Annotated in this window: 22 protein-coding genes and 1 pseudogene; 6 read left to right on the top strand and 17 right to left on the bottom strand. The window is 64.4% G+C overall.

Translation table 11 applies throughout. The features are described 5' to 3' along the window. Positions 1–50: 50 nt before the first annotated feature. Positions 51–1008, bottom strand: a pseudogene (locus ABID26_RS33455) (SDR family oxidoreductase). A 97-nt stretch (positions 1009–1105) separates the two neighbouring features. Here ABID26_RS33455 and ABID26_RS33450 point away from each other — a divergent pair. Beyond that, positions 1106–1999 (top strand): LysR family transcriptional regulator, encoded by an 894-nt coding sequence (locus ABID26_RS33450; RefSeq protein ID WP_126097489.1) that lies wholly within the window; start codon positions 1106–1108, stop codon positions 1997–1999. A 78-nt stretch (positions 2000–2077) separates the two neighbouring features. Here the strand turns inward: ABID26_RS33450 and ABID26_RS33445 are convergent, their stop codons facing one another. The 3 genes from ABID26_RS33445 to ABID26_RS33435 all read right to left on the bottom strand — a co-directional run bounded on the left by ABID26_RS33445 (position 2078) and on the right by ABID26_RS33435 (position 4892). Then, complete coding sequence (locus ABID26_RS33445) at positions 2078–3259, bottom strand: MFS transporter (RefSeq protein ID WP_354417778.1); 1182 nt, start codon at positions 3257–3259, stop codon at positions 2078–2080. Positions 3260–3652: 393 nt separating this feature from the next. Further along, the gene (locus tag ABID26_RS33440; protein ID WP_292304940.1) at positions 3653–3961 is read right to left on the bottom strand and encodes a DUF1244 domain-containing protein; all 309 of its coding nucleotides are present in this window, start codon (positions 3959–3961) and stop codon (positions 3653–3655) included. 133 nt (positions 3962–4094) lie between these two features. Further along, on the bottom strand, positions 4095–4892 hold the full coding sequence (locus ABID26_RS33435; protein ID WP_292304939.1) for an N-formylglutamate amidohydrolase: 798 nt from the start codon (positions 4890–4892) through the stop codon (positions 4095–4097). A 244-nt stretch (positions 4893–5136) separates the two neighbouring features. On the opposite strand from ABID26_RS33435, the gene ABID26_RS33430 reads away from it, so the two are divergent. Further along, on the top strand, positions 5137–5625 hold the full coding sequence (locus ABID26_RS33430; RefSeq protein ID WP_126097493.1) for a DUF1036 domain-containing protein: 489 nt from the start codon (positions 5137–5139) through the stop codon (positions 5623–5625). Beyond that, complete coding sequence (pyk, locus tag ABID26_RS33425) at positions 5622–7049, top strand: pyruvate kinase (RefSeq protein ID WP_126097494.1); 1428 nt, start codon at positions 5622–5624, stop codon at positions 7047–7049. The genes ABID26_RS33430 and pyk overlap by 4 nt, the downstream gene beginning before the upstream one ends. Positions 7050–7268: 219 nt before the next feature. On the opposite strand, the gene ABID26_RS33420 is transcribed toward pyk, so the two are convergent. From ABID26_RS33420 to ykgO, 3 genes are all read right to left on the bottom strand, one after another. After that, complete coding sequence (locus ABID26_RS33420; RefSeq protein ID WP_292372868.1) at positions 7269–8336, bottom strand: alpha/beta fold hydrolase; 1068 nt, start codon at positions 8334–8336, stop codon at positions 7269–7271. Positions 8337–8465: 129 nt separating this feature from the next. Next, positions 8466–9083 (bottom strand): tetratricopeptide repeat protein, encoded by a 618-nt coding sequence (locus ABID26_RS33415; protein ID WP_292304949.1) that lies wholly within the window; start codon positions 9081–9083, stop codon positions 8466–8468. 110 nt (positions 9084–9193) lie between these two features. After that, a complete protein-coding gene (gene ykgO, locus ABID26_RS33410; protein ID WP_040974291.1) occupies positions 9194–9319 on the bottom strand; it encodes a type B 50S ribosomal protein L36 in 126 nt (41 codons plus the stop codon). A gap of 244 nt (positions 9320–9563) precedes the next feature. Between ykgO and ABID26_RS33405 the strand changes: the two genes are divergently transcribed. Beyond that, complete coding sequence (locus ABID26_RS33405) at positions 9564–9986, top strand: lysozyme inhibitor LprI family protein (RefSeq protein ID WP_292372869.1); 423 nt, start codon at positions 9564–9566, stop codon at positions 9984–9986. Positions 9987–9997: 11 nt separating this feature from the next. Here ABID26_RS33405 and ABID26_RS33400 read toward each other — a convergent pair whose 3' ends face one another. The 3 genes from ABID26_RS33400 to ABID26_RS33390 form a co-directional block, all read right to left on the bottom strand. Continuing rightward, a complete protein-coding gene (locus ABID26_RS33400) occupies positions 9998–11074 on the bottom strand; it encodes a 5-(carboxyamino)imidazole ribonucleotide synthase (RefSeq protein ID WP_292372870.1) in 1077 nt (358 codons plus the stop codon). Then, on the bottom strand, positions 11071–11568 hold the full coding sequence (gene purE / locus ABID26_RS33395; RefSeq protein ID WP_292372871.1) for a 5-(carboxyamino)imidazole ribonucleotide mutase: 498 nt from the start codon (positions 11566–11568) through the stop codon (positions 11071–11073). The genes ABID26_RS33400 and purE overlap by 4 nt, the downstream gene beginning before the upstream one ends. Positions 11569–11662: 94 nt before the next feature. Further along, the gene (locus ABID26_RS33390; RefSeq protein ID WP_292372872.1) at positions 11663–12412 is read right to left on the bottom strand and encodes an SDR family NAD(P)-dependent oxidoreductase; all 750 of its coding nucleotides are present in this window, start codon (positions 12410–12412) and stop codon (positions 11663–11665) included. 98 nt (positions 12413–12510) lie between these two features. Between ABID26_RS33390 and ABID26_RS33385 the strand changes: the two genes are divergently transcribed. Then, positions 12511–13404, top strand: coding sequence for a LysR family transcriptional regulator (locus ABID26_RS33385; protein ID WP_292372873.1), 894 nt, complete (start codon positions 12511–12513; stop codon positions 13402–13404). A gap of 127 nt (positions 13405–13531) precedes the next feature. On the opposite strand, the gene ABID26_RS33380 is transcribed toward ABID26_RS33385, so the two are convergent. The 6 genes from ABID26_RS33380 to ABID26_RS33355 form a co-directional block, all read right to left on the bottom strand. Then, on the bottom strand, positions 13532–14737 hold the full coding sequence (locus ABID26_RS33380; protein WP_292372875.1) for an aminotransferase class V-fold PLP-dependent enzyme: 1206 nt from the start codon (positions 14735–14737) through the stop codon (positions 13532–13534). A 20-nt stretch (positions 14738–14757) separates the two neighbouring features. Next, positions 14758–15219 (bottom strand): RidA family protein, encoded by a 462-nt coding sequence (locus ABID26_RS33375; protein WP_067001934.1) that lies wholly within the window; start codon positions 15217–15219, stop codon positions 14758–14760. A gap of 69 nt (positions 15220–15288) precedes the next feature. After that, positions 15289–16083 carry an amino acid ABC transporter ATP-binding protein gene (locus ABID26_RS33370; RefSeq protein WP_292304411.1) on the bottom strand — a complete coding sequence of 265 codons (795 nt, stop codon included), beginning with the start codon at positions 16081–16083 and terminating at the stop codon, positions 15289–15291. Positions 16084–16087: 4 nt separating this feature from the next. Beyond that, entirely contained in the window at positions 16088–16738 is a 651-nt protein-coding gene (locus ABID26_RS33365) for an amino acid ABC transporter permease (protein ID WP_126097505.1), read from the bottom strand. Next, positions 16738–17403: an amino acid ABC transporter permease gene (locus ABID26_RS33360; RefSeq protein ID WP_126097506.1), complete on the bottom strand. Its 666-nt coding sequence runs from the start codon at positions 17401–17403 to the stop codon at positions 16738–16740. Before ABID26_RS33360 ends, ABID26_RS33365 begins: the two co-directional genes overlap by 1 nt. 124 nt (positions 17404–17527) lie before the next feature. Then, the gene (locus ABID26_RS33355; protein WP_126097507.1) at positions 17528–18400 is read right to left on the bottom strand and encodes a transporter substrate-binding domain-containing protein; all 873 of its coding nucleotides are present in this window, start codon (positions 18398–18400) and stop codon (positions 17528–17530) included. Positions 18401–18527: 127 nt separating this feature from the next. On the opposite strand from ABID26_RS33355, the gene ABID26_RS33350 reads away from it, so the two are divergent. Next, positions 18528–19328 carry an IclR family transcriptional regulator gene (locus tag ABID26_RS33350; protein ID WP_292304418.1) on the top strand — a complete coding sequence of 267 codons (801 nt, stop codon included), beginning with the start codon at positions 18528–18530 and terminating at the stop codon, positions 19326–19328. 79 nt (positions 19329–19407) lie between these two features. On the opposite strand, the gene ABID26_RS33345 is transcribed toward ABID26_RS33350, so the two are convergent. Continuing rightward, positions 19408–19611, bottom strand: a complete 204-nt coding sequence (locus ABID26_RS33345) for a YdcH family protein (RefSeq protein WP_027166663.1) — start codon at positions 19609–19611, stop codon at positions 19408–19410. Between the last annotated feature and the right edge of the window lie 41 nt (positions 19612–19652).

Raw genomic sequence — 19652 nt, 5'->3', positions numbered from 1 at the left:
CCGGACTTTCGGGACCGGCCGCTTCATTTCTGGATGCTCTCTTGTCGCGATCAGGCGGCCTGACGCGAGGGCGCAACGGCGATGCCGATATCCTGCATGGCTTCCGCAACCGCCCGATCGAGCGGGGTGTGCGGGATTTCGCCAATGACCTCTTCCAGCCGCGCCGAGACCAGGCGGTGCGCTTCGAAGCGCAGATAGGACATCGAGACGATCTCGCGCCACATGGCCACGAACGGGCTGCCGGCGCGCAGAACCCACCAAGGCATGAAGGAGAGCTTCAGCTTGCGGCCGAGCGCCTTCTCCGCCGCGGCCTTGATGTCGAGATCGGTGATGGCGTGGCCGGGGAAATTGATCGCCTCGTAGAAGCCGAGCTTGTCGAGGTTGCGCGCCACTCCGACGAAGGCCACTGCGAAGTCCGGCAGATAAGCCCATTCATGCACGAGGTCGGCCGGACCGGGGGCGGTGTAGGTTCCCTTTGCTCATCTTGGCGGCGACGACGAGGTCGAACCAGGAACCGCTGCCGGTGCCGCCGAAGAAGTCGCCGGCCCTGAGCAGAATGGTGCGCACGCGGCCGGCATCGGCCTCGCGGCGGAACAGCTCTTCCATGGCGCAGCGGATGCGGCCCTTTTCGGTGGTCGGATGGAAAGGCGTCTCCTCGGTGATCACCCGCGGCATCGGCGAGCCGTAATTGTAGACGGTGCCGGGGAAAAGATGCGGCGCGTTATTCGCGCGACAGGCGGCCATGACGTTCTCGGCCATCGGCAGGCACTTGCCCCAGTCGGTATAGATCGGGTTCAGGCCGTTGAAGACGATGTCGACGCCTTGCGTCGCGCGGATCAGCGACTGGCGGTCCAGCGCGTCGCCGGCAACCGCAGTGGCGCCCTTGAGCTCGGCGGGCACCTTGCCGGTGCGGGTGACGGCGCGGACGTCGAAACCGGCGTCGATGAAGGCCTTGGCGACCACGCGGCCGAGCCGGCCATTGGCGCCCAGAATTGCGATCTTGGTCATTTTGTCTTCTCCGGTGCTTGGGTTTGCCCAATCAATCTGTCCTCTTCGCAAGCGAATGAAAATTGACAGATATCGGCGGTCTGATATTCAAAAATGAATGAAGGAATTCGACTGGAACCTGATCAAGAGCTTCGTCGCGGTGGCCGAGACCGGCAGTCTTTCGGCCGCCGCCCGCAGGCTGGAGGCGAGCCAGCCGACGCTCGGCCGCCACATCGCCGAGCTGGAACAGGCGTTGGGCGTCACGCTGTTCCGGCGCGGGCGGCGCGGCTATGAGCTCACCGAGGCCGGCAGCACGCTCTATGAGCGCGGTCAGGCGGTCAGCGAGCAGGCCAATGCCTTCTCGCTTTTGGCGCTGGGCTCGGTCGAGGCGATCGAGGGCACGGTGCGCATCGCCGCAAGCGAAGTGGTTGCGGCCTGCGTATTGCCGCAGATGACGGCGCGTCTTGGCGAGGAGGAACCGGGCATCGAGGTCGAGATCGTCGCCTCGAACCAGGTCGAGAACCTGCTGCGCCGCGATGCCGACATCGCCATCCGCATGGTCAGGCCGGCGCAGAACGAGCTGGTGGCGCGCAAGGTCACTGACATTGCGCTCTGCCTGTGCGCGGCGAAATCCTATCTCGACCGGCGCGGCCGCCCGGAGAAGCCCGCCGACCTCGCCGACCACGCCCTGGTCGGGTTCGACCGCAGCGACGAGATCATTCGCGGCTTCACCGCCTTCGGCATTCCCATCGGCCGCAGCCATTTCCGTTTCCGGACCGACAACCAGATCGTGCTTTGGGAAGCGGTGCGGGCAGGAAACGGCATCGGCATCGGCCAGGAGCCGCTGGCGAACAGCGATCCGGAGCTGGAGAAGCTTTTGCCGGAGGTTCCCTTGCCCGTGCTACCGGTGTGGCTTGCGATGCATCGCGACGTGCGCACGAGCATGCGCATCCGTCGCGTCGCCGATTTCCTGCATGAAGAGCTGAAGCGCTACTCCGCCGGCGCCGGCTAGAGCATGATGCCGAAAAGTGTGAAGCGGTTTTTCGGACGACATCATGCTCTATTTCTCTGATCCTAGAGCCGGATGATTTCAGGTCGATCCGACCTGAAATCCATCCGGCTCGGCGGCGAATTTGGCGCGGTGAGCAAGGCTGGCCATCAACAGCACGATGACCAGCAGGCCGGAGAGCGCGATGAAGATCGGGCCGAAGCTCGAGTGTTCCGCGACGAAGCCGATCGCCGACGGGGCTACCAGGATGCCTGAATAGCCCATGGTGGTGACCACGCTCATGCCGGTGCCGGAGGACATGCCTTCCTGATTGCCGCCGGCCGAAAACAGGATCGGCACCATATTGGCGATGCCGAAGCCGCAGAAGGCGAAAGCGGCAATGGCAAGCCAGGGCGAGGGCGAGAGGCCGGCCACGAACATGCCGGCCGCGGCGACGAGCGCCGATCCGCGCAGCGTCGCCACCGCGCCGAAGCGGTTGCGCACGCCGTCACCCAGGAAGCGCATGAGCGCCATGACGCCGGAGAAGGCTGCATAGGCGAGGCCGGCAATGGCAAGGTCGGCGCCGAGCTCCTGATGCAGGTAGAGCGCCGCCCAGTCGAGCACCGCCCCCTCGGAGACCATGGTGAGCAGCGCCATCAGTCCGACGAGATAGACGATTGGGTGGCGCGGCAGCGCGAATTTTTGGTGCTCGGCGACCTGCGGCCTGTCCTCGGCGATGAGGTAACGAACAGCAAAGGCGATCACTGCGAAAGCGATCGCCGTCACGACGGTCGCATGCACGAGGGAGCCGTAATTCTGGATGGCGTAGCCGCCAACCGCGCCGCCGGCGAAGCCGCCGAGGCTCCAGAAGCCATGCGAGGACGACATGATGGCGCGGGACAATCTTCTCTCCACCACGACCGCGTTGGAGTTCATGGCGACGTCCATGCCGCCGATCGAGCCGCCGAAGAGGAGCATGGCGATGGCTGCCAGCGGCACGTTGGGGGCGAGGGCCACGACCAGCAGGCCTAAGCTGCCGCAAAGGCCGAACCAGCGCAGCACTGTGCGCGAGCCGTGCCTGGAGATGAGATGGCCGCACCATGTCATCGCCATCACCGCGCCGACGCCGAACAAGAGGATCAGCAGGCCGAGGGTGAATTTCGAAATGTCCAGCCAGGTGAGGAACACCGGAATCTGCGGCGCCCAGCTGCCGGTGAGGAAGCCGTTGGCAAGGAAGATGCCGGCAACGGCCCAGCGGCCGCGCGTTGTGGTTTGCGCGCTCATGGTTTGTCCGCAACGCGAATGGTTTGGGTGGCAAATTAGATCGATTCAATCGGCGGTCAAGAACCGCATTCAGGAAGTGCTTGGACCAAGGGGGCGACCGAGGATCGGTTTTCGTTCGAGGCATGCCGCGGCTTTGGAGGTTGGCAGAAACGCCACTCCGTTCGTCATCCACGGGCGGAGCAAGGAGCGAAGCGACGCGGCGCAGACCCGAGGATCCATTCCGTGACATAGGAGCGCCGCTACGATGTGGAACGTCCCCCGAGTTGCGCCGTTACGATCATATTCTGGACCGCCGTGCTCTTCGGCGTCACGGATTGGATTCTAGGGTCTCCGCGACGTCGCTTCGCGACTGCTTCGCCTAGGATGACGAAGTCGCGAAGGCGTTCGGCATCGCTAGTGATCCTTCGGCCGCCTGGCCTCGAACTCCGCCTTCTTGGCGTCCGACGCCTCGGTCTGGTTCAGCGCCTGCCATTCGGCATAGGGCATGCCGTAGATGATCTCGCGCGACTCGTCCTTGGAGAGCGCGACGCCGTCGGCCTCGGCGGCCTCGCGATACCAGTTGGACAGACAGTTGCGGCAGAAGCCGGCGAGGTTCATCAGGTCGATGTTCTGGACGTCGCCGCGCTCGCGCAGGTGATCGACCAGCCGGCGGAAGGCGGCGGCCTCGAAATCGCGTTTCTGTTCGTCGCTGAGTTCGGCCATTGCATGGAACTCCGTGGGCTTAAAGCGCGTCGCGATCTTTCAGATTCGCTCCATGCGCTTTAGGATTTTGATTTTACGCATGTCTTTATCCCGAAACCGGTTCCCACTTTCGGGAGACATGCGTTGAGGCCCGTCACACCGGCCCGGTGCGCGAGCCGAACATCTTCACCTCGTGTATATCGGCACGGCGGTCGATGGCGTCAACGATCGGGGCCAGCCGCTCCGCCCACGCAAGAGCGTCGGCGCGGTCGGCGATCAGGTCCTGGCGGATCTCGATCAGCGCATGGGCGTAGCCGTTGACGATGGCGTGGCGGAACATGGTGTCGCCGCGCAGCGCGCCGTCATAGGGTTCGTTGTCGCCGACGACGAGCGCCTTGTCCTCGGCCAGCATGTCGATCAGCGGCCGCGCCACGCGGTCGTCGCGGTCCCACAGGATGCCGACATGCCAGGGGCGGATGAAGCCTTGCATGCGCGGGGTGAAGGAATGCACCGAGAAGATGAACGGCGCCTTGCCGGAGGCGTGCGCCACCGACGAAATCATCGCGCCGACTGCGTCGTGATAGGGCCGGTAGAAGCGGTCGAGCCGTTTCTCCCGTTCCTCTTCAGCCATGGGGTAGTTTCCCGGCACGATGGTGCCGTCATAGAGCTGGCGGATCAGCGTCGGGTCGTCCTCGCCGCGGTTGGGGTCGATCAGAAGCCGCGAGAAGCCGGCAAGCACGGCCGGCGCATCGAGCGCTGCCGCCAGCTCGCGCGTCACCGTCTCGACGCCGATGTCATAGGCGATGTGGCGCTCGAACTCCGCCGCCGGCAGGCCGAGGCTGCCATACTCGTCCGGCACGTCGCGGCGGGCGTGGTCGGCCAGAAGCACGATGCCTTTCTTGCGGTCGCCCTCGACGATGTCGAAAGGCGCGAAAACTGTGGATCGGGTCATTGGCTGAAAACGGTCTGTTCGCTGGTGTCCAGGCGGGGTGGTATCGTCATTCCATGAAGAGGACGCAGGCGCAATGCCGTTGTTTGGCCACGGTTTCTGCAAAAAATCCCGAGCGGGACGACTTACCGCACGCCGAGCCCTTCTAAATCGATTGGAATTGAACAAAACGGCGCGTTGACATGCGCCCGGAGTTTGCTGAAAAGGGCTTCGAGAGATGCAGATGTGGTTCGCGAAGGGATTTGGAATGGGTTTCGCCGGCAGGCCGCGCAAGCGCCTGACCCTGCCGCTCCTGATCTTTGGCGCGGCCGTGTCCGCGCTTTGCGCGACCTCGCCGGCGCGCGCCGACTTCCGCGTCTGCAACGCGACACAAAACCTGGTCGGCGTCGGCATCGGCTACCGCGCCAAGGCCGGCTGGATCACCGAAGGCTGGTGGCACATCGAGGGGTCGACCTGCAAGACGCTGATCGAGGGTCCGCTGTCATCAAGGTTTTACTATCTTTATGCAGAAGACGCCGAGCGCGGCGGGCGTTGGGACGGCCCAATCAACATGTGCGTCGCCGAAAAAGAGTTCAAGATCGCCGGCGTGAATGATTGCGTCGCCCGGGGCTTCCAGCGCGCCGGATTTCAGGAATATGACACGGGCGAGCAGGCCAGCTGGATGGTCCAGCTGACCGACGAGCCCGCAACGGGAGGCGCGCCAGCGACCCCCGCCCCGGGAACAAACAGTCAATGAGACGTAACCGCAAGGTCAAGATCCTCGCCACCATCGGTCCGGCTTCCTCGTCCGAGGAGATGCTGAAGAAGCTTTTCGAGGCTGGGGCCGATGTCTTCCGCATCAATATGAGCCATACCGACCACGAGCTGATGCGCACGCTCGTCGGCCGCATCCGCGCCGTCGAGGCGGCCGTCGGCCGGCCGATCGGCATCCTCGCCGACCTGCAGGGGCCGAAGCTCAGGGTCGGCAAGTTCGCCAACGTCAAGGAAGCGCTGACCGTCGGCCAGACCTTCACGCTCGACGACAATCCGGAGCCCGGCACGTCCAGCCGTGTCTACCTGCCGCATCCGGAAATCCTGAGCTCGGTCGAGGCCGGTCACCGTCTCTTGATCGATGACGGCAAGCTGCAGCTCAAGGCGATCAAGAGCGACGGCAAGTCGATCACCTGCACGGTCGTCGCCGGCACCGGCATTTCCGACAAGAAGGGGGTCAGCCTGCCCGACACGGATCTGCCGGTCGGCGCGCTGACCGAGAAGGATCGCGCCGATCTCGACGCGGTGCTGGCTGCAAGCGTCGACTGGGTGGCGCTGTCCTTCGTGCAGCGGCCGGAGGATTTGGCCGAAGCCCGCAAGATCGCGCGCGGCCGCGCGCTGATCATGGCCAAGATCGAGAAGCCGCAGGCGGTGGCCCGCCTGCCGGAGATCATCGAACTGTCCGACGCGCTGATGGTCGCCCGTGGCGATCTCGGCGTCGAGATGCCGCTGGAAGCCGTGCCCGGCATCCAGAAGCAGATCACCCGCGCCGCGCGCCGCGCCGGCAAGCCGGTGGTGATCGCCACCCAGATGCTGGAATCGATGATCACCGCGCCTGTGCCGACCCGCGCCGAGGTCTCCGACGTGTCGATCGCCGTGTTCGAAGGCGCGGATGCGATCATGCTTTCAGCCGAGTCCGCGGCCGGCGCCTATCCGGTCGAGGCGGTCGCCATGATGGACCGCATCGCCACCAAGGTCGAAACCGACCCGACCTATGCCGGCATCATCAACGCTCAGCGCTCGGAGCCGGAAGCGACCGGAGCGGACGCGATCTCGCTCGCCGCGCGCGAGATCGCCGAGACGCTGAAACTGTCGGCCATCATCACCTACACCGCCTCCGGCACAACCGGCCTGCGCGCCGCGCGCGAGCGCCCGCAGGTGCCGATCGTGGCGCTGTCGCCGATCGTCAACACGGCACGTCGGTTGTCGCTCCTGTGGGGCACGCATTGCGTCGTCTCGGAGGACGCCATCGACCTCGACGACATGGTGGACCGCGCCTGCCGCATCGCTCTCGACGAAGGCTTCGGCAAGCCCGGCGACCGCGTGATCATCACCGCCGGCGTGCCGCTCAGGACGCCCGGATCGACCAATATGCTGCGGATTGCCTATGTCGGGTCGGAAACTCACTGAGGTGTGCCGATATTCAGGTGAGGCCGGCCTGCGAAGTGCGGCTTCCTGCGCTTCCGGCCTTCGCCGGCCGAAGCACTCATGAGTCGCCGCGCAGTTTGAGGCTACGGCCGGCGTAGGCCGGTGCTCACGTACTTCAAGTACGCTCCGCTCCGGTTCTCGGAAGCCACTCTTCTCGGCTCGGCCTGACCTGAATCTCGACGCACCTCAAGGCGCTTGAGCTCAACCCGGCGCGAGCTCTGCATCCGGCACTTTGAGCTCGGGACATCTGCCGATGCCTTGGGTGTCGCCGGCGATGCGGCCTTCCACTGTCCTGGCCATCGCCTCCAGATCGATATCTTTGCCGGCGGCCTTCTCGATCGCGCCGATGACGAGGTCGGGTGCGATCCAGTCGGGCTTGTGGCCGAGATTGCGGACCCAGACCAATTCGGCGCCGGGAATGTCGCGTTCGAGGCCGACGGAATGGATCGTGGCGTAGACAACCTTGTCGCGATCGCCGGAGATGACGACTGTCGGAGCCTTGATCTCGCGGTAGCCCGGCGAGGCCTCGCGCACATAATCATAGAGCTGCGCCACATCGATGGCATTGGCGCGGAAGGCACGCGGCCTCAGCACCAGCGGGATCGAGGTATTCTCGACATAGCCGTCCGGCACCTTGTTCGGTGAGAAGACGCAGGCCGTGGCGCCGCCAACCTGCAGCATGCCCGCAGGATGGGCCAGAGTCTCCGAAAACAGCCGACCGACGATCGGAGTCGCCGTCAGCCTGTAATACCAGGCGGTCGCGCCGCCCGGCCAGGGATGGCTGACAGGCGCGAGGAAGACGAGGCCGAGCGTCTTTTCGGGATGCGTCCGCGCAAAGGCTGTCGTGATCGCGCCGCCGAAGGAATGGCCGACAATCACCGCCTTTTCGATGCCGAGGCGATCCATCAGCGCGGCGATGGTGTCGGCCTGCGCCGCCAGCGTTTCATTGTTGCCCGGTCCGCGTTCGGACCAGCCGAAGCCCGGCCGGTCGAGGAACAGCATCTCGGCGCGGCCGTCGAGCAGGGGCTTCAGCGGCAGCAACTGATCCTTGAGGTTGGCGCTGGCGCCATGGATAAAGACGATCGGCGGGAGTTCGGCGCCTGGGGCGGCTGGTATGTGGACGTAATGGATACGGGCGCCGTTAATGTCGGCGAATTCGCCGACCGGCGGGTTGCGGCGCTCGATCAGCCAGGCACCGGCACGGGTGATGCCGGCAAGCACAAAGACGAGCGCAATGAGGAAGAGAGATGCAGCGCAGATGAGGTTCATGCGGAGGAATACGGAAGTGGCGGGAAGTTAGTTTAGGGCAGTAGGCAGTAGGCAGTAGGCAGTAGGCAGTAGGCAGTAGGCAGTAGGTGCTCTCTTCCCCCTAAGCCCTACTGCCCAATTCCTACTGCCTCAAATCCCTTCGCCGGCCAGCTCTTCCGAAAGCGTCGAGACCTGGTCCTGGGCGCTGCGCATCATCGGATAGATGGTAAGCACTTTCTGCCAGGCTTCCAGCGCCGACTGCTTATGGCCGGTCTCGGCCATGATCTGCGCCAAGCCGGAAAGGGCGCCGAAATGGCGGGGCTCGAGCTGCAGGGTGTGGTCGATGTCAGCCATCGACTTCCCATAGTTCTTCATCAGGAAATGCACCGTGGCGCGGCGGTTCCAGCCCTCGGCATAATCGGGCTGCAGGGTCACGACCTGGTCGAGGAAATCGAGCGCGACGTCAAATTTCTGGTCTTCCGTCGCCTTTTGCGCCCATTGCATCATCAGGTCGATCGAGGCGCTGCCGGACTGGCTCCACTCATTCCAGATGCGGCCGGCGATGCGTTCGGCGGCCTTTTCGTTGCGCTCGCGTCTGAGATCGCCAAAGAGCTGGTCCAGCCGCCCCTGCCTGGTCGAGGCGGCCGGTGGCGGTGTGATGGCGGGCGGCGGCGTCGCGGCGGGCGGCTTGGCCTGATCCTGCGCCGAGGCTGGCAAGGCCGTGCCGGAAAGGACGAAGGCGGTGAAAAATGCAAAAAGAATCCGCATGTTCGGAATCTAGTCCCGGACGGCGGATCGTCAAAATGATTTTAACGTGAGAGGCCGGCGAACCGGCAGTCGACATCAGCGGGCGCGGCGCTTAACGCCGCGCACAAGTCTCAGCCCTGGCGCGCCTTGTAGCGCGGAGCGGTCTTGTTGATGATGTAGATGCGTCCCTTGCGGCGAACCAGCCGGTTGTCGCGGTGACGCGCCTTGAGCGCCTTGAGCGAATTCTTGATCTTCATGGTCTTGCCTGTTCGGTCGGGGCCCGGTCCCGGGCCGAATTTTAAAGGCGCGCCCGGAAAAAGCGCGCCTTTGAACTTGCGTGGCTCATAAACGAGGAGCCTTGCCCCTGTCAACCGCAAGCGCGCAACTCTGATACCGCAACTGGGCGCGCTCATCGAATATTCGCCATCCGGATCGCGCCGCATTGCGCGACTCAAGAGCGGCTGGAATGCTGGGCCGACGCAAAGCGATTGGAGATCCAGCATGCGCCGTCTCTTTCTGTCAGCCAGCCTCGTCCTCCTGGCAACCGTTCCGGCAGCCTGGGCACAAGAATGCGACCGCAGCGACGACAGCCAGTCGATGATGACCATCTGCGCCAACACCGACTATGAGGCGGCCGATGCCAAGCTCAATGCCGCCTACAAGAATCTCGTCGGCGACAATGACGAGAAGGCCAACAAGCTGCTGCAGACGGCGCAGCGCGCCTGGATCGCCTTCCGCGATGCCGAATGCGCCTATTCGACCGCCGACAGCGCGGGCGGCTCCATCCATCCGATGGAGGTTTCGCAGTGCCTGACGGAGCTGACCAACGAGCGCACCAAGCAGCTCACCTCCGGTCCCAATTGCAAGGACGGCGATCCGAGCTGCGCCAGCCCGGACGAAGACGAAGACCAGGACATGCAATAGGCGCGGCGCGATTAGCTCCTGCGGCTGATCCGCGTGAAATGGCCCATCTTGCGGCCGGGGCGTGACTCGGTCTTGCCGTAGAGATGCAGCATCAGGTCCGGCTCGGCGAGCAGCGCCGGCACCGTCAGCATGTCGTCGCCGATCAGGTTTTCCATCTCGCAGTCGGAATGACGTGCGGGCGAGCCCAGCGGCAGGCCAGCGACGGCGCGGACATGCTGCTCAAATTGCGAGACGATGCAGGCGGCTTCCGTCCAGTGGCCGGAATTGTGGACACGCGGCGCCAGCTCGTTGGCGAGCAGCGCGCCGTCGGCAAGCACGAAGAACTCGACGCCGATGACGCCGACATAGCCGAGCGCCGAGAGAATTTTTGCTACCGCCTCCTTCGCTGCCGCGGCGGTTTCCGGCTTGATCGTGGCCGGTACGGTCGAGCTGCGCAGGATGCCTTCCCGATGAACGTTCTCCGCTGGATCGTAGGCGGCGATGCTTCCGTCAAGCCCTCGCGCGGCAATCACCGAAATCTCGCGCTCGAAGGCGACCAGCGATTCGAGGATCAACGGGACATTGCCCATCGCCTCGCAGGTGCCGGCAAAGCCGCCCGTCTCCATGTTGCGGAAGACGCGCTGGCCCTTGCCGTCATAACCCAGGCGGCGCGTCTTCAGCACGCCGCTGCCGCTGAACTTTTTCAGCGCCACGGTGAGCTGATCGTCATTGTCGATTGGGCAGAATTCCGCCGTCGGAATGCCGATGCCGTTCAGGAAACTCTTCTCGGTCACGCGATCCTGCGCGACTTCGAGCGCGCGGGCAGGCGGATAGACGGGAACGCGCGCGGCGAGCGTCTCCGCGGCCGCAACCGGGACGTTTTCGAATTCGTAGGTGACGACGGCGCTGGCGCTGGCCAGTTCGGCAAGTGCTGCCGGATCGTCAAAGGCGGCGACGATCTGCCGGTTGGCGACGTGCGCCGCCGGACAATCGGCCTGCGGCTCCAGCACGATCATGCGATAACCAAGTCGGGCCGCGGCCATCGCCAGCATGCGGCCGAGTTGGCCGCCGCCGATGATGCCGATGGTCGATCCGATGGGCAGGCTCACGGCGTATCCGCCGGCTCGCTGGCGACCTTGGCGGTCTGAGCCGCGCGCCAGGCGTCGAGCCGGGCGGCAAGCTTTTCATCGTATAGCGCCAGCACGGCCGCCGCGAGAAGGGCTGCATTGGCGGCACCCGCCTTGCCGATGGCTAAAGTGCCGACCGGAATGCCGGCCGGCATCTGCACGATGGAAAGCAGCGAATCCTGGCCGGACAGCGCCTTGGATTCGACCGGAACGCCGAAAACCGGCAGCGGCGTCATCGCCGCCGTCATGCCGGGCAGGTGCGCGGCGCCGCCGGCGCCGGCGATGATCACTTTGTAGCCGGCAGCCTTGGCGCCCTTGGCGAATTCATAGAGGCGGTCGGGCGTGCGGTGCGCCGAGACGATCAGCCGCCTGTGCGGAATGCCCAGCGCGTCCAGCGTTTCGGCCGCCTGGCGCATCGTCGCCCAGTCGGACTGGCTGCCCATGATGATGGCGACGTCGGCACGCTGATCGGTCAAGGTTTTCGCTCCCGGCGGCAAAGGCGCGCCTTAGCGGAAAACGCCAGGAGCCGCAAGGATTCGGTTTGGGCCCGATCGATGCTCCGGCTGACGTCTATCGCCACCCGCCAGAGGCGGCAATGCGCTCGCCGGTCAGCCACGACGCGTCATCGGAAGCGAGAAAGACCGCAATTCTGGCGACATCCTCGGGCTGGCCGAAACGGCCGAGTGGGGTCTTCGCAATGATTTCCTTTTCGAACTCGCTGCCTACGACGCCGACCCGTTTCAGCCCCTCGGTGTCGACGCCGCCCGGAGCTATTGCGTTGACGCGGATGTTGCGAACCCCGAGTTCCCGGGACATCGACAGCGTGATCGAATCCACCGCGCTCTTGGTTGCGGCATAGATGAGCGAATTGGGTTGCGGGTTCTGGCTGGCTATCGAGCTGATGTTGATGACACTGCCGCCCGCTGGGCCGAAATGTTTCGCTGCTTCCTGGATGGTCAAGATCGTGCCCAGCACATTGGTGTCAAACTGGCGGTGGAACTCAGCTTCGGTTACGGCCTCCAGGGGCTTGAATTCGAACACGCCTGCATTGTTGACCAGTATGTCGATGGTGCCGAAGGACGACTTCGCCGCCTCAAACAGACGGCGCACGTCGTCGCCCAGCGAGACGTCGCCCTGGATGGCTATCGCCCGGCCGCCGCCTTCTTTGATCTCGGCAACGATGCGGTCAGCACCTTCCTTGGAAGTGGCGTAGTTGACGACCACGGCAGCGCCGGCTGCCGCCAATCCTCTGGCGATGGCGGCGCCGATGCCTTTCGAAGCGCCGGTAACGATTGCGACCTTTTCGGCCAGTCTGCTCATCAAATCTCTCCTTGTGTTGATGATGAGCCGTATCTGGTGATGATCGGAAGGCGTATTAGGATCAGCCTGATCATTTCTTTCGTGCCTGGAATTCTGGAATGACGACAATCCTCGAAAAGACCGCCGGTCTTGTCGCCTTCGTTCGTACAGTCGATGCCGGTTCCTTTCACGCTGCCAGCCGACTACTCGGCTCCAGCCCGTCGGCGGTATCGAAAAGCGTGGCGCGACTGGAACGGCGGCTGGGCGTGCGATTGGTCCAACGCTCGACGCGCCGCCTCGGCCTGACCAGCGAAGGCATCGCTTATTACGAGCGGGTCGCGCCGCTGCTAAGGGCGCTCGACGATGCTGAAGATATCGTCCAGATGGCCGATACGGCCCGGGGCCTGTTGCGAGTCACCGCACCCCTCGAGCTCGGGCGCGGCCTGATCGCCTCTTGGGCGCAGCTCTTTCTTTCGCAACATAGCGAGCTGAAACTGGAGCTCAGCGTCACCGACCGCCATGCCGACCTGATCCGCGAGGGCTACGACATGGCGGTGCGAATAGGCGACCTGTCCGACACCGGTCTTGTCGCCCGCAGGATCGCCAATCTACCGGTCGTGCTGGTTGCCGCGCCCGTCTATATAGAGCGGCGAGGCCAACCGGCCTCTATCGATGCACTGCAGGACCACGACTTTATCCGCCACCAGATGGCAGGGAGACCCTATCCCGTCGTTTTCGCGAATGGCACACAGATCGTGCCGAACGGGCGCTTGGACACCGACGACGGCGGCGCCATCCGGCAGGCGGCGCTTGCCGGAGCCGGCATCGCTCATCTGATGCAGTTTGCGGTGCAGGATGATCTCGATGCCGGTCGCCTGGTTCGCATCTTGCCCCGGGCGGCGATGCCGACCATGCCGGTCCATATCGTGCACGCGTTCGGGCGGCAGCTGCCGGTCCGGGCCCGCCTGTTCGTTGATTTCCTCGCAGGCCGGATGGCTGCACTGTCGAGGTAGTTGCAGGCCGGTGCTAGAGCCGGATGATTTCAGGTCGAACCGACCTGAAATCTGAATCCGGCTCTAAATCAAAGAGATAGAGCATAATGTCGCCCGAAAACCGCTTCACACTCTTCGGCATCATGCTCTAGTCCGGCCAGCGCAGTGCGCCCGCCGAATCCTTGCGTGCCGCCTTCATTGCATCCGCCGGTCGGTCCTTCGCGGTCAGCACGGCGCGCAGTTGCTCGGCAACGATCTCCGCCTCGCCGGGATGGAGGTTGCACGGGTCGAGGAAAAAGTGGCCGCGCTCGACCTCGTGGTTGCGGACGATGACGGGTGGCGAGCCGGCAGCCAAGGCGGAGGCGAGACCGGCGGCGGTGAAGCGGCTTTCCGGGCGCACGAAGACCTGCAGGCGATCGAGCGGATTGGTCGTCGGGTCGGGCACGATCTGAGCGCCGATGCCGGGAATGCCTTGGAGGGCATCCTTCCAAAGATTGAGCGCCGCTTCCTCGCGCCGGCGGATGCCGGCATGGTCGCGCTTTTCCCAGGCCTCGAGCGCCGCCATGGTGCCGGCGATGCTTTCCTTGCCGACCTTCATGGCGCGGGCGACGCCGCGGTTCTGTAGATAGGCGGCACGCACCAGGTCCTTGCGGCCGGTGACGATGCCGCTGGTCGGGCCGCTCAGGAACTTATGGCCGCTGTAGACGACGATGTCGGCGCCGCGCGCCAGGAAGCTGCGCAGATCGTATTCCGAGGCGGCGTCGACGATCACCGGAATGTTTTTGGCGTGACAAATCTCGCAGAATTCCTCCAGCGAAAGCATGCCGTACTGCACGGTGTGGTGCGCGACGACGTAGAGCGCTGCCGCCGTGCGCTCGTTGATCGCCTCGCGTACGTGATAATCCTGCGTGACGCTGACGGTGCCGGCGGGGATCACCTTGGCGCCGGCCACCCTGATCGACTGGTCGATCGGCGCGCCGTAATTGACGATATGGCCGAGTTGGATCACCACCTCCGACTTCAGGCCTTCGGTGTCGTCCGGCAGCCGTTCGACCGCGAGAAGGTTCGTACCAGTCATCGCGCCGGCGATTGCCATGGTGATGCCTGAGGCGCAGCAGGCGGTGATGAAGCCGGCCTCGCCGCCGGTGAGACGCGCCACGACCGCGCTCGCAGCGCGCTGCAGATCGTCCATCTCCACCCATTGCGAGGCGATCTCGGCCATGGCGCTGATTGCTTCCGGAACGATGATCGAGGCGCCGAGCGACGTCATCGTGCCGGAGACGTTGATGATCGGCCGCAAGCCCAGCCTTTCGCGGATCGTGGTGTTGGAGCCGGTGTCGGAATAGGTCTTCATTTGAGTGGACTCCATGAAAGTCAGGCGGCGATCTCGACGACCGCTTCGATTTCGACGGTGATGTTTCCAGGCAGCGAGCCGACGCCGATCGCCGAGCGCGCATGGCCGCCGATCTTGTCGAAGACGTCGGCGAAGAGGTCGGAGCAGCCGTTGACCACTTTGGGGTGGTCGCTGAAGGTCGGCGTCGCGTTGACGAAGCCGAGCAGCTTGACGACGCGCACGATGCGGCCGAGGTCGCCCGCCGCCGCATGCATGACGGCAAGCAAATTGAGGCCGGTGAGGCGGGCATGCTCATAGGCCTGCTCGACGGTCACGTCCTCACCGACCTTGCCGGTGCAAAGCGTGCCGTCGGCGCGCAGCGGCCCTTGCCCGGACAGGAAGATCAGCCGGCCGCTCTCGGCATGGGTGACGAAGTTGGCGATGGGCGTCGGCGGCTCGGGCAGCGTCAGGCCGAGTTCGGCGAGCCGGGTGTAAGGCGTCATGGAAGAAGGCTCCCTAGGATGGCTTCAGCCATCCGTTGTCGACAATGGATGGCTTCATGCCATCCGATTTCAAAAATGCGAGGCGCGGAAGCGCGCCAGAAAGGTGCGGAGGCGTTCGTTGGTGGTCTCCGCGGCGAGAACCTCTTTCGGCGGCCCTACGGCGCTGACGCCGCCATCGGCCATGAAGACGATGCGGCTCGACGCATCGCGGGCGAAGGCCATTTCATGCGTGACCATCACCATGGTCATGCCGTCTTCGGCCAGGCTCTTCACCACGGCCAGCACTTCGCCGACGAGTTCGGGGTCGAGCGCCGAGGTGATCTCGTCGAGCAGCAGGATCTTCGGCTCCATGGCGACGGCGCGGGCAATGCCGACACGCTGCTGCTGGCCGCCGGAAAGCTCCGCCGGCAGGCTGTCGGCCTTGTGGGCGAGGCCGACGCGTCCGAGCCAATGCTCGGCGATCGAGCGCGCTTCCGCACTGCTCTTGCCGCGCACTTTGGTGAGGCCGAGCATGATGTTGCCGGCGGCGGTGAGATGCGGGAACAGGTTGAAGCTCTGAAACACCATGCCGGTCTCGGCGCGCATGGCGGCCAGGTCGCGCTCGCTGCGCCGCTGGCGCGCACCGCCGTCGCGGAAGCCCACCTCCTTGCCGTCGATACCGATCGAGCCGCTGTCGTAGCTTTCCAGGAAGTTGACGCAGCGCAGCAGCGTGGTCTTGCCGCTGCCGGACGGGCCGATGACGGTGACGACCTCGCCCTTCGCCACCTTGAGGCTGACCGAACGCAGCACCTCGACGGAGCCGAAGGATTTCGAGACCTCGGCAATGTCGAGAAGCGCTGGCATGTCATTGGAACTGCTGGCCATAGTGCTATTCCCGGATGAAGGCGAAACGCCGCTCGAGCCGGCGGCTGGCGAGCGAAAGCGCGTAATTGACGGCGAAATAGAGAAGGGCGCCGAGGATATAGAGCGGCATCGCCTCATAGGTGCGGCCGATGACCTGGTTGATGGCCTGCATCAGATCGGTGATGCCGAGCAGCGAGACCAGCGCGCTGCCCTTCACCGCGTCGGTGACGCCGTTGATCCAGGGCGGCAGGAAGCGGCGGAAAGCCTGCGGGAAGATGACGTAGGCGAGCCGCTGGCGGAAGGTCAGGCCGATCGCCATCGCCGCTTCGGACTGGCCCTTTGGAATGGAAGCGACCGCACCGCGCAGATATTCGACGACCTGCGCGGTCTTGAACAGAGTGAGCGCCAGCACCGCGGCCCAGAAGGACTGGAGATGCACGCCAACCGCCGGCAGGCCGTAATAAACGAAGAAGATCAGCACCAGGATCGGGATGCCGCGAATGGTGTCGCTGAAGATGCGAACCGCCCAGCGCAGCGGCGCCGGTCCGTAGACGAGGCCGACGCCGAGGATGACGCCGGCAATCAGCGACAGCACCACGACCAGCAAGGACACCCAGAGCGTCAGCGCGAAGCCCTCGGCGAGGAACGGCAGGGCATAGGCGATCTGGCCAAGCATCAGTGCGCCGTCCTGTACCAGCGCTCGACCAGCCGCAGTGCGAAGAGCAGGGCGTAGCCAGTGACAAGATACATCGCAGTGACGACGAGATAGACCTCGACGATGCGAAAGGTGTTGAAGTTGATCCACTGCGCGCCGTAGGTCAGCTCCGGTACCGAGATGACGGATGCGACGGACGTGTCCTTGAACAGCGAGATGAAGGTGTTGGAGAGCGCCGGCAGCGTGATGCGCATCATCGTCGGCAGGCGCACATGGATAAGCCGCTGCCAGGGGGTGAGGCCGATCGCCTTGCCGGCGTCGATCTGGCCGCGCGGCACGGCCTCGAGACCGGAGCGAAACACCTCGACCAGATAGGCGCCGCTGTAGAGCGCAAGCGTCGCAACGAATGAGGTCTGCGCGCTGTAGGCGACGTCGATGACGGTCGGCAGGCCGTAGAAGACCAGATAGACAAGCAGGATCAGCGGCACGTTGCGGATGAATTCGACGTAAGCCGCGATGATGGCGCGCGCGACGCGCCCGGCCGAGACGTACCAGACCGCCAGCACCAGGCCGATGACGATGCCGATGGCGATCGAGATCAAGGCAAGCTCGAGGCTGAGCAGCAGGCCGCCCGAAAGCTTGTCGAAATGCCGCCAGATCAGGTTGAAATTGAGCGTGTAGCCCATGCGTCCGTCTCAATGGCCCGCGGTGACGAACACAGCATTCGTCCTCCGCGTGGCCCGTGTCGAGGAGAAACAGGCGGAAGAGCGTTTGCCGCGCCCTTCCGCCGACTTTGTCTGACGGGCCTGGTCAGATGACCGGGAAGCCCGGGTGACGTGGCGGCGGCTCCTGGCCGAAATATTCCTTGAAGGCGGCGTCGTAGAGCGCCGTCTCGTGGCCGAACATGGCGATGGTGAAGGTCTGGTTGACATAGGTCAGCCAGTCGAGATCGCCCTGGCGGACCGCCGCGCCGTAAAGCATCGAGTACCAGCTCTTGCCGGCGTCGAAATATTTGTCCGGATTGCGCGAGGCGAGCCAGCGCACGGTGGAGAGGTCGACCGCGGCGGCGTCAACGCGCTTCGATTCCAGTGCCTGCAGGACGTTGGCCTGGGTGTCGATCTGCATCACCTGCGCCTGCGGCAGGGCAAAATGGACCGAGCTTTCGGCATCGACATTCTGTAGGATCGAGATGCGTGTGGCCGAGCCTCCGGCAAGCAGCTTGTCAAAGGTCTTGTTCTCGGAGCCGGGCAGCGTCAGCAGCGCGACACCTTCGACATAGTAGGGCCGCGAGAAGTGGATCAGCTGCGAGCGCTGCGCGGTCATGGTCATGAACTGGATGGTAATGTCGACCTTGTTGGTGGTCACGTTCGGGATGCGCTGCGCCGGGTCCTGCATGACGAACTCGACCTTGGTCGGATCGTCGAAGAGGCCCTTGGCGAGGATGCGGCCCATGGTGATGTCCATGCCGACCAGCTCGCCGGCATCGTTCTCGAAATGCCAGGGCGCATTGGTGCTGCCGGTGCCGACGATGAGCTTGCCGCGATCGAGCGCGGTGCGCAGCACGCTGTCGGATGCGGCCTGCGCGGCCGCCTTTTCGGCGCTGACTGCGGTGAGCGCGCCGGCGGTGGCCAATCCTGCCATGCCCAATTTCAGAAAATCACGTCTGCCGGATGTGTCGTTCACGGCGACCTCCTTTGATGGTTATTCCCCAATGAAGCAGCGATGCATGCGCCGATGGTCGATAGGTATTGTCTCTTATAAGAGACGCATGTATCCTGTACAAGACAGATACTAGCATTAGGAATCGACAATGCAAGACGGCGAAACGCTCAGCGAATGGCCAGCTATTGGCACCGACGAAGAGAAGCCCGCGAACTCGCGCGAAAAGGGCCTCAACCGCGTGCTGCACATTCTGGAGTTCCTGCATGCCACGCAGCGCGCGATCGGCATCGGCGAGCTGGCCAAGGGGCTCAACGCGCCGCGTTCGACGACCTACACGCTGGTGCGCGAGCTGGTCGATGCCGGCCTGCTGGAGATGGCCGGCGACGGCAATCGCGTCTATTTCGGCAAGAAGCTCTACCTCTATGGAATGGCCTATATGCGCGGCAACGACCTGTTGCGGCGCGGACGGCAGGAGGTCGACGCGCTGTCGCGCGAGACGGGCGAGACCTCGGAGCTCTGCATGCTGCAGAGCGGCCGCTACACGATCGTCCATTCGAGCCCAGGCACCCGGCCGTTCCGTATCAGCTCCGCCACCGGCCTGCAGATACCGCTGCCCTGGACAGCTTCCGGCCGGCTGCTGCTCGCCGGCCTCGAACGCAATCGGATCGAAGCCATGATCTGCGAGGACGATCTCGTGCTGCCCGACGGCCGCAAGATCGAGCTCGAGGATTTCATCGACGACATCGGAAAAGCCCGCGTCACCGGCTATTGCGTGACGTCGGGCCTCGTCGACGCCTATACCAAATGCCTGGCGGCGCCGGTCTTTTCAGCGCCCGGCACGGTCGAGGCGACGATGTGCCTGGTGGTGCCGATCGACACCTCGCAGGAGCGGACAGGCGAACTGGTCGCGCTGCTGCGCGAGCGCGCGGCGCGGCTTTCGATCTCGTAGGACGAGCGAAAAGTTTCGGCTAAAGCGCGTCGCGCTGAAATGGATCCAGGCGCCGCGCTTCAATCCTGGGCGACATGCATTAGGCGATGATGTCGGGGATGATGCGGTCTTCGAGCGCCATCAGCCGGTCCTTCAGCAGAAGCTTCTTCTTCTTCATGCGCTGGATCTGTAGCGGGTCGCAACCCATGGCGATCATCGCGTTGATGGCGGCGTCGAAATCGGCGTGTTCCTGTTTGAGCCGGGAATATTCTAGGCGTATCTCAGCCTGTTCCTGTTCGGACATTATCTACCGTCTGCGTATGCGTCGCCCAGGGATGGGCCTTT

This window comes from Mesorhizobium shonense (genome assembly GCF_040545255.1).
GTDB lineage: Bacteria > Pseudomonadota > Alphaproteobacteria > Rhizobiales > Rhizobiaceae > Mesorhizobium > Mesorhizobium shonense.
Note: the sequence above shows the minus strand (reverse complement) of the source record. Positions and strands in the feature narration are given on the sequence as shown.

Excerpts from the sequence above, each read along its gene's own strand:
- ABID26_RS33365 (WP_126097505.1), bottom strand. The coding sequence starts at position 16,738 with ATGCTTGGCCAGATCGCCTATGCCCTGCCGTTCCTCGCCGAGGGCTTC.
- ABID26_RS33350 (WP_292304418.1), top strand. The coding sequence starts at position 18,528 with ATGCAAGACGGCGAAACGCTCAGCGAATGGCCAGCTATTGGCACCGAC.
- ABID26_RS33360 (WP_126097506.1), bottom strand. The coding sequence starts at position 17,403 with ATGGGCTACACGCTCAATTTCAACCTGATCTGGCGGCATTTCGACAAG.
- pyk (WP_126097494.1), top strand. The coding sequence starts at position 5,622 with ATGAGACGTAACCGCAAGGTCAAGATCCTCGCCACCATCGGTCCGGCT.
- ABID26_RS33450 (WP_126097489.1), top strand. The coding sequence starts at position 1,106 with ATGAAGGAATTCGACTGGAACCTGATCAAGAGCTTCGTCGCGGTGGCC.
- ABID26_RS33375 (WP_067001934.1), bottom strand. The coding sequence starts at position 15,219 with ATGACGCCTTACACCCGGCTCGCCGAACTCGGCCTGACGCTGCCCGAG.
- ABID26_RS33390 (WP_292372872.1), bottom strand. The coding sequence starts at position 12,412 with ATGAGCAGACTGGCCGAAAAGGTCGCAATCGTTACCGGCGCTTCGAAA.
- ABID26_RS33420 (WP_292372868.1), bottom strand. The coding sequence starts at position 8,336 with ATGAACCTCATCTGCGCTGCATCTCTCTTCCTCATTGCGCTCGTCTTT.
- ABID26_RS33345 (WP_027166663.1), bottom strand. The coding sequence starts at position 19,611 with ATGTCCGAACAGGAACAGGCTGAGATACGCCTAGAATATTCCCGGCTC.
- ABID26_RS33370 (WP_292304411.1), bottom strand. The coding sequence starts at position 16,083 with ATGGCCAGCAGTTCCAATGACATGCCAGCGCTTCTCGACATTGCCGAG.
- ABID26_RS33440 (WP_292304940.1), bottom strand. The coding sequence starts at position 3,961 with ATGGCCGAACTCAGCGACGAACAGAAACGCGATTTCGAGGCCGCCGCC.
- ABID26_RS33415 (WP_292304949.1), bottom strand. The coding sequence starts at position 9,083 with ATGCGGATTCTTTTTGCATTTTTCACCGCCTTCGTCCTTTCCGGCACG.
- ykgO (WP_040974291.1), bottom strand. The coding sequence starts at position 9,319 with ATGAAGATCAAGAATTCGCTCAAGGCGCTCAAGGCGCGTCACCGCGAC.
- ABID26_RS33430 (WP_126097493.1), top strand. The coding sequence starts at position 5,137 with ATGGGTTTCGCCGGCAGGCCGCGCAAGCGCCTGACCCTGCCGCTCCTG.
- ABID26_RS33405 (WP_292372869.1), top strand. The coding sequence starts at position 9,564 with ATGCGCCGTCTCTTTCTGTCAGCCAGCCTCGTCCTCCTGGCAACCGTT.
- ABID26_RS33435 (WP_292304939.1), bottom strand. The coding sequence starts at position 4,892 with ATGACCCGATCCACAGTTTTCGCGCCTTTCGACATCGTCGAGGGCGAC.
- ABID26_RS33445 (WP_354417778.1), bottom strand. The coding sequence starts at position 3,259 with ATGAGCGCGCAAACCACAACGCGCGGCCGCTGGGCCGTTGCCGGCATC.
- ABID26_RS33385 (WP_292372873.1), top strand. The coding sequence starts at position 12,511 with ATGACGACAATCCTCGAAAAGACCGCCGGTCTTGTCGCCTTCGTTCGT.
- ABID26_RS33380 (WP_292372875.1), bottom strand. The coding sequence starts at position 14,737 with ATGAAGACCTATTCCGACACCGGCTCCAACACCACGATCCGCGAAAGG.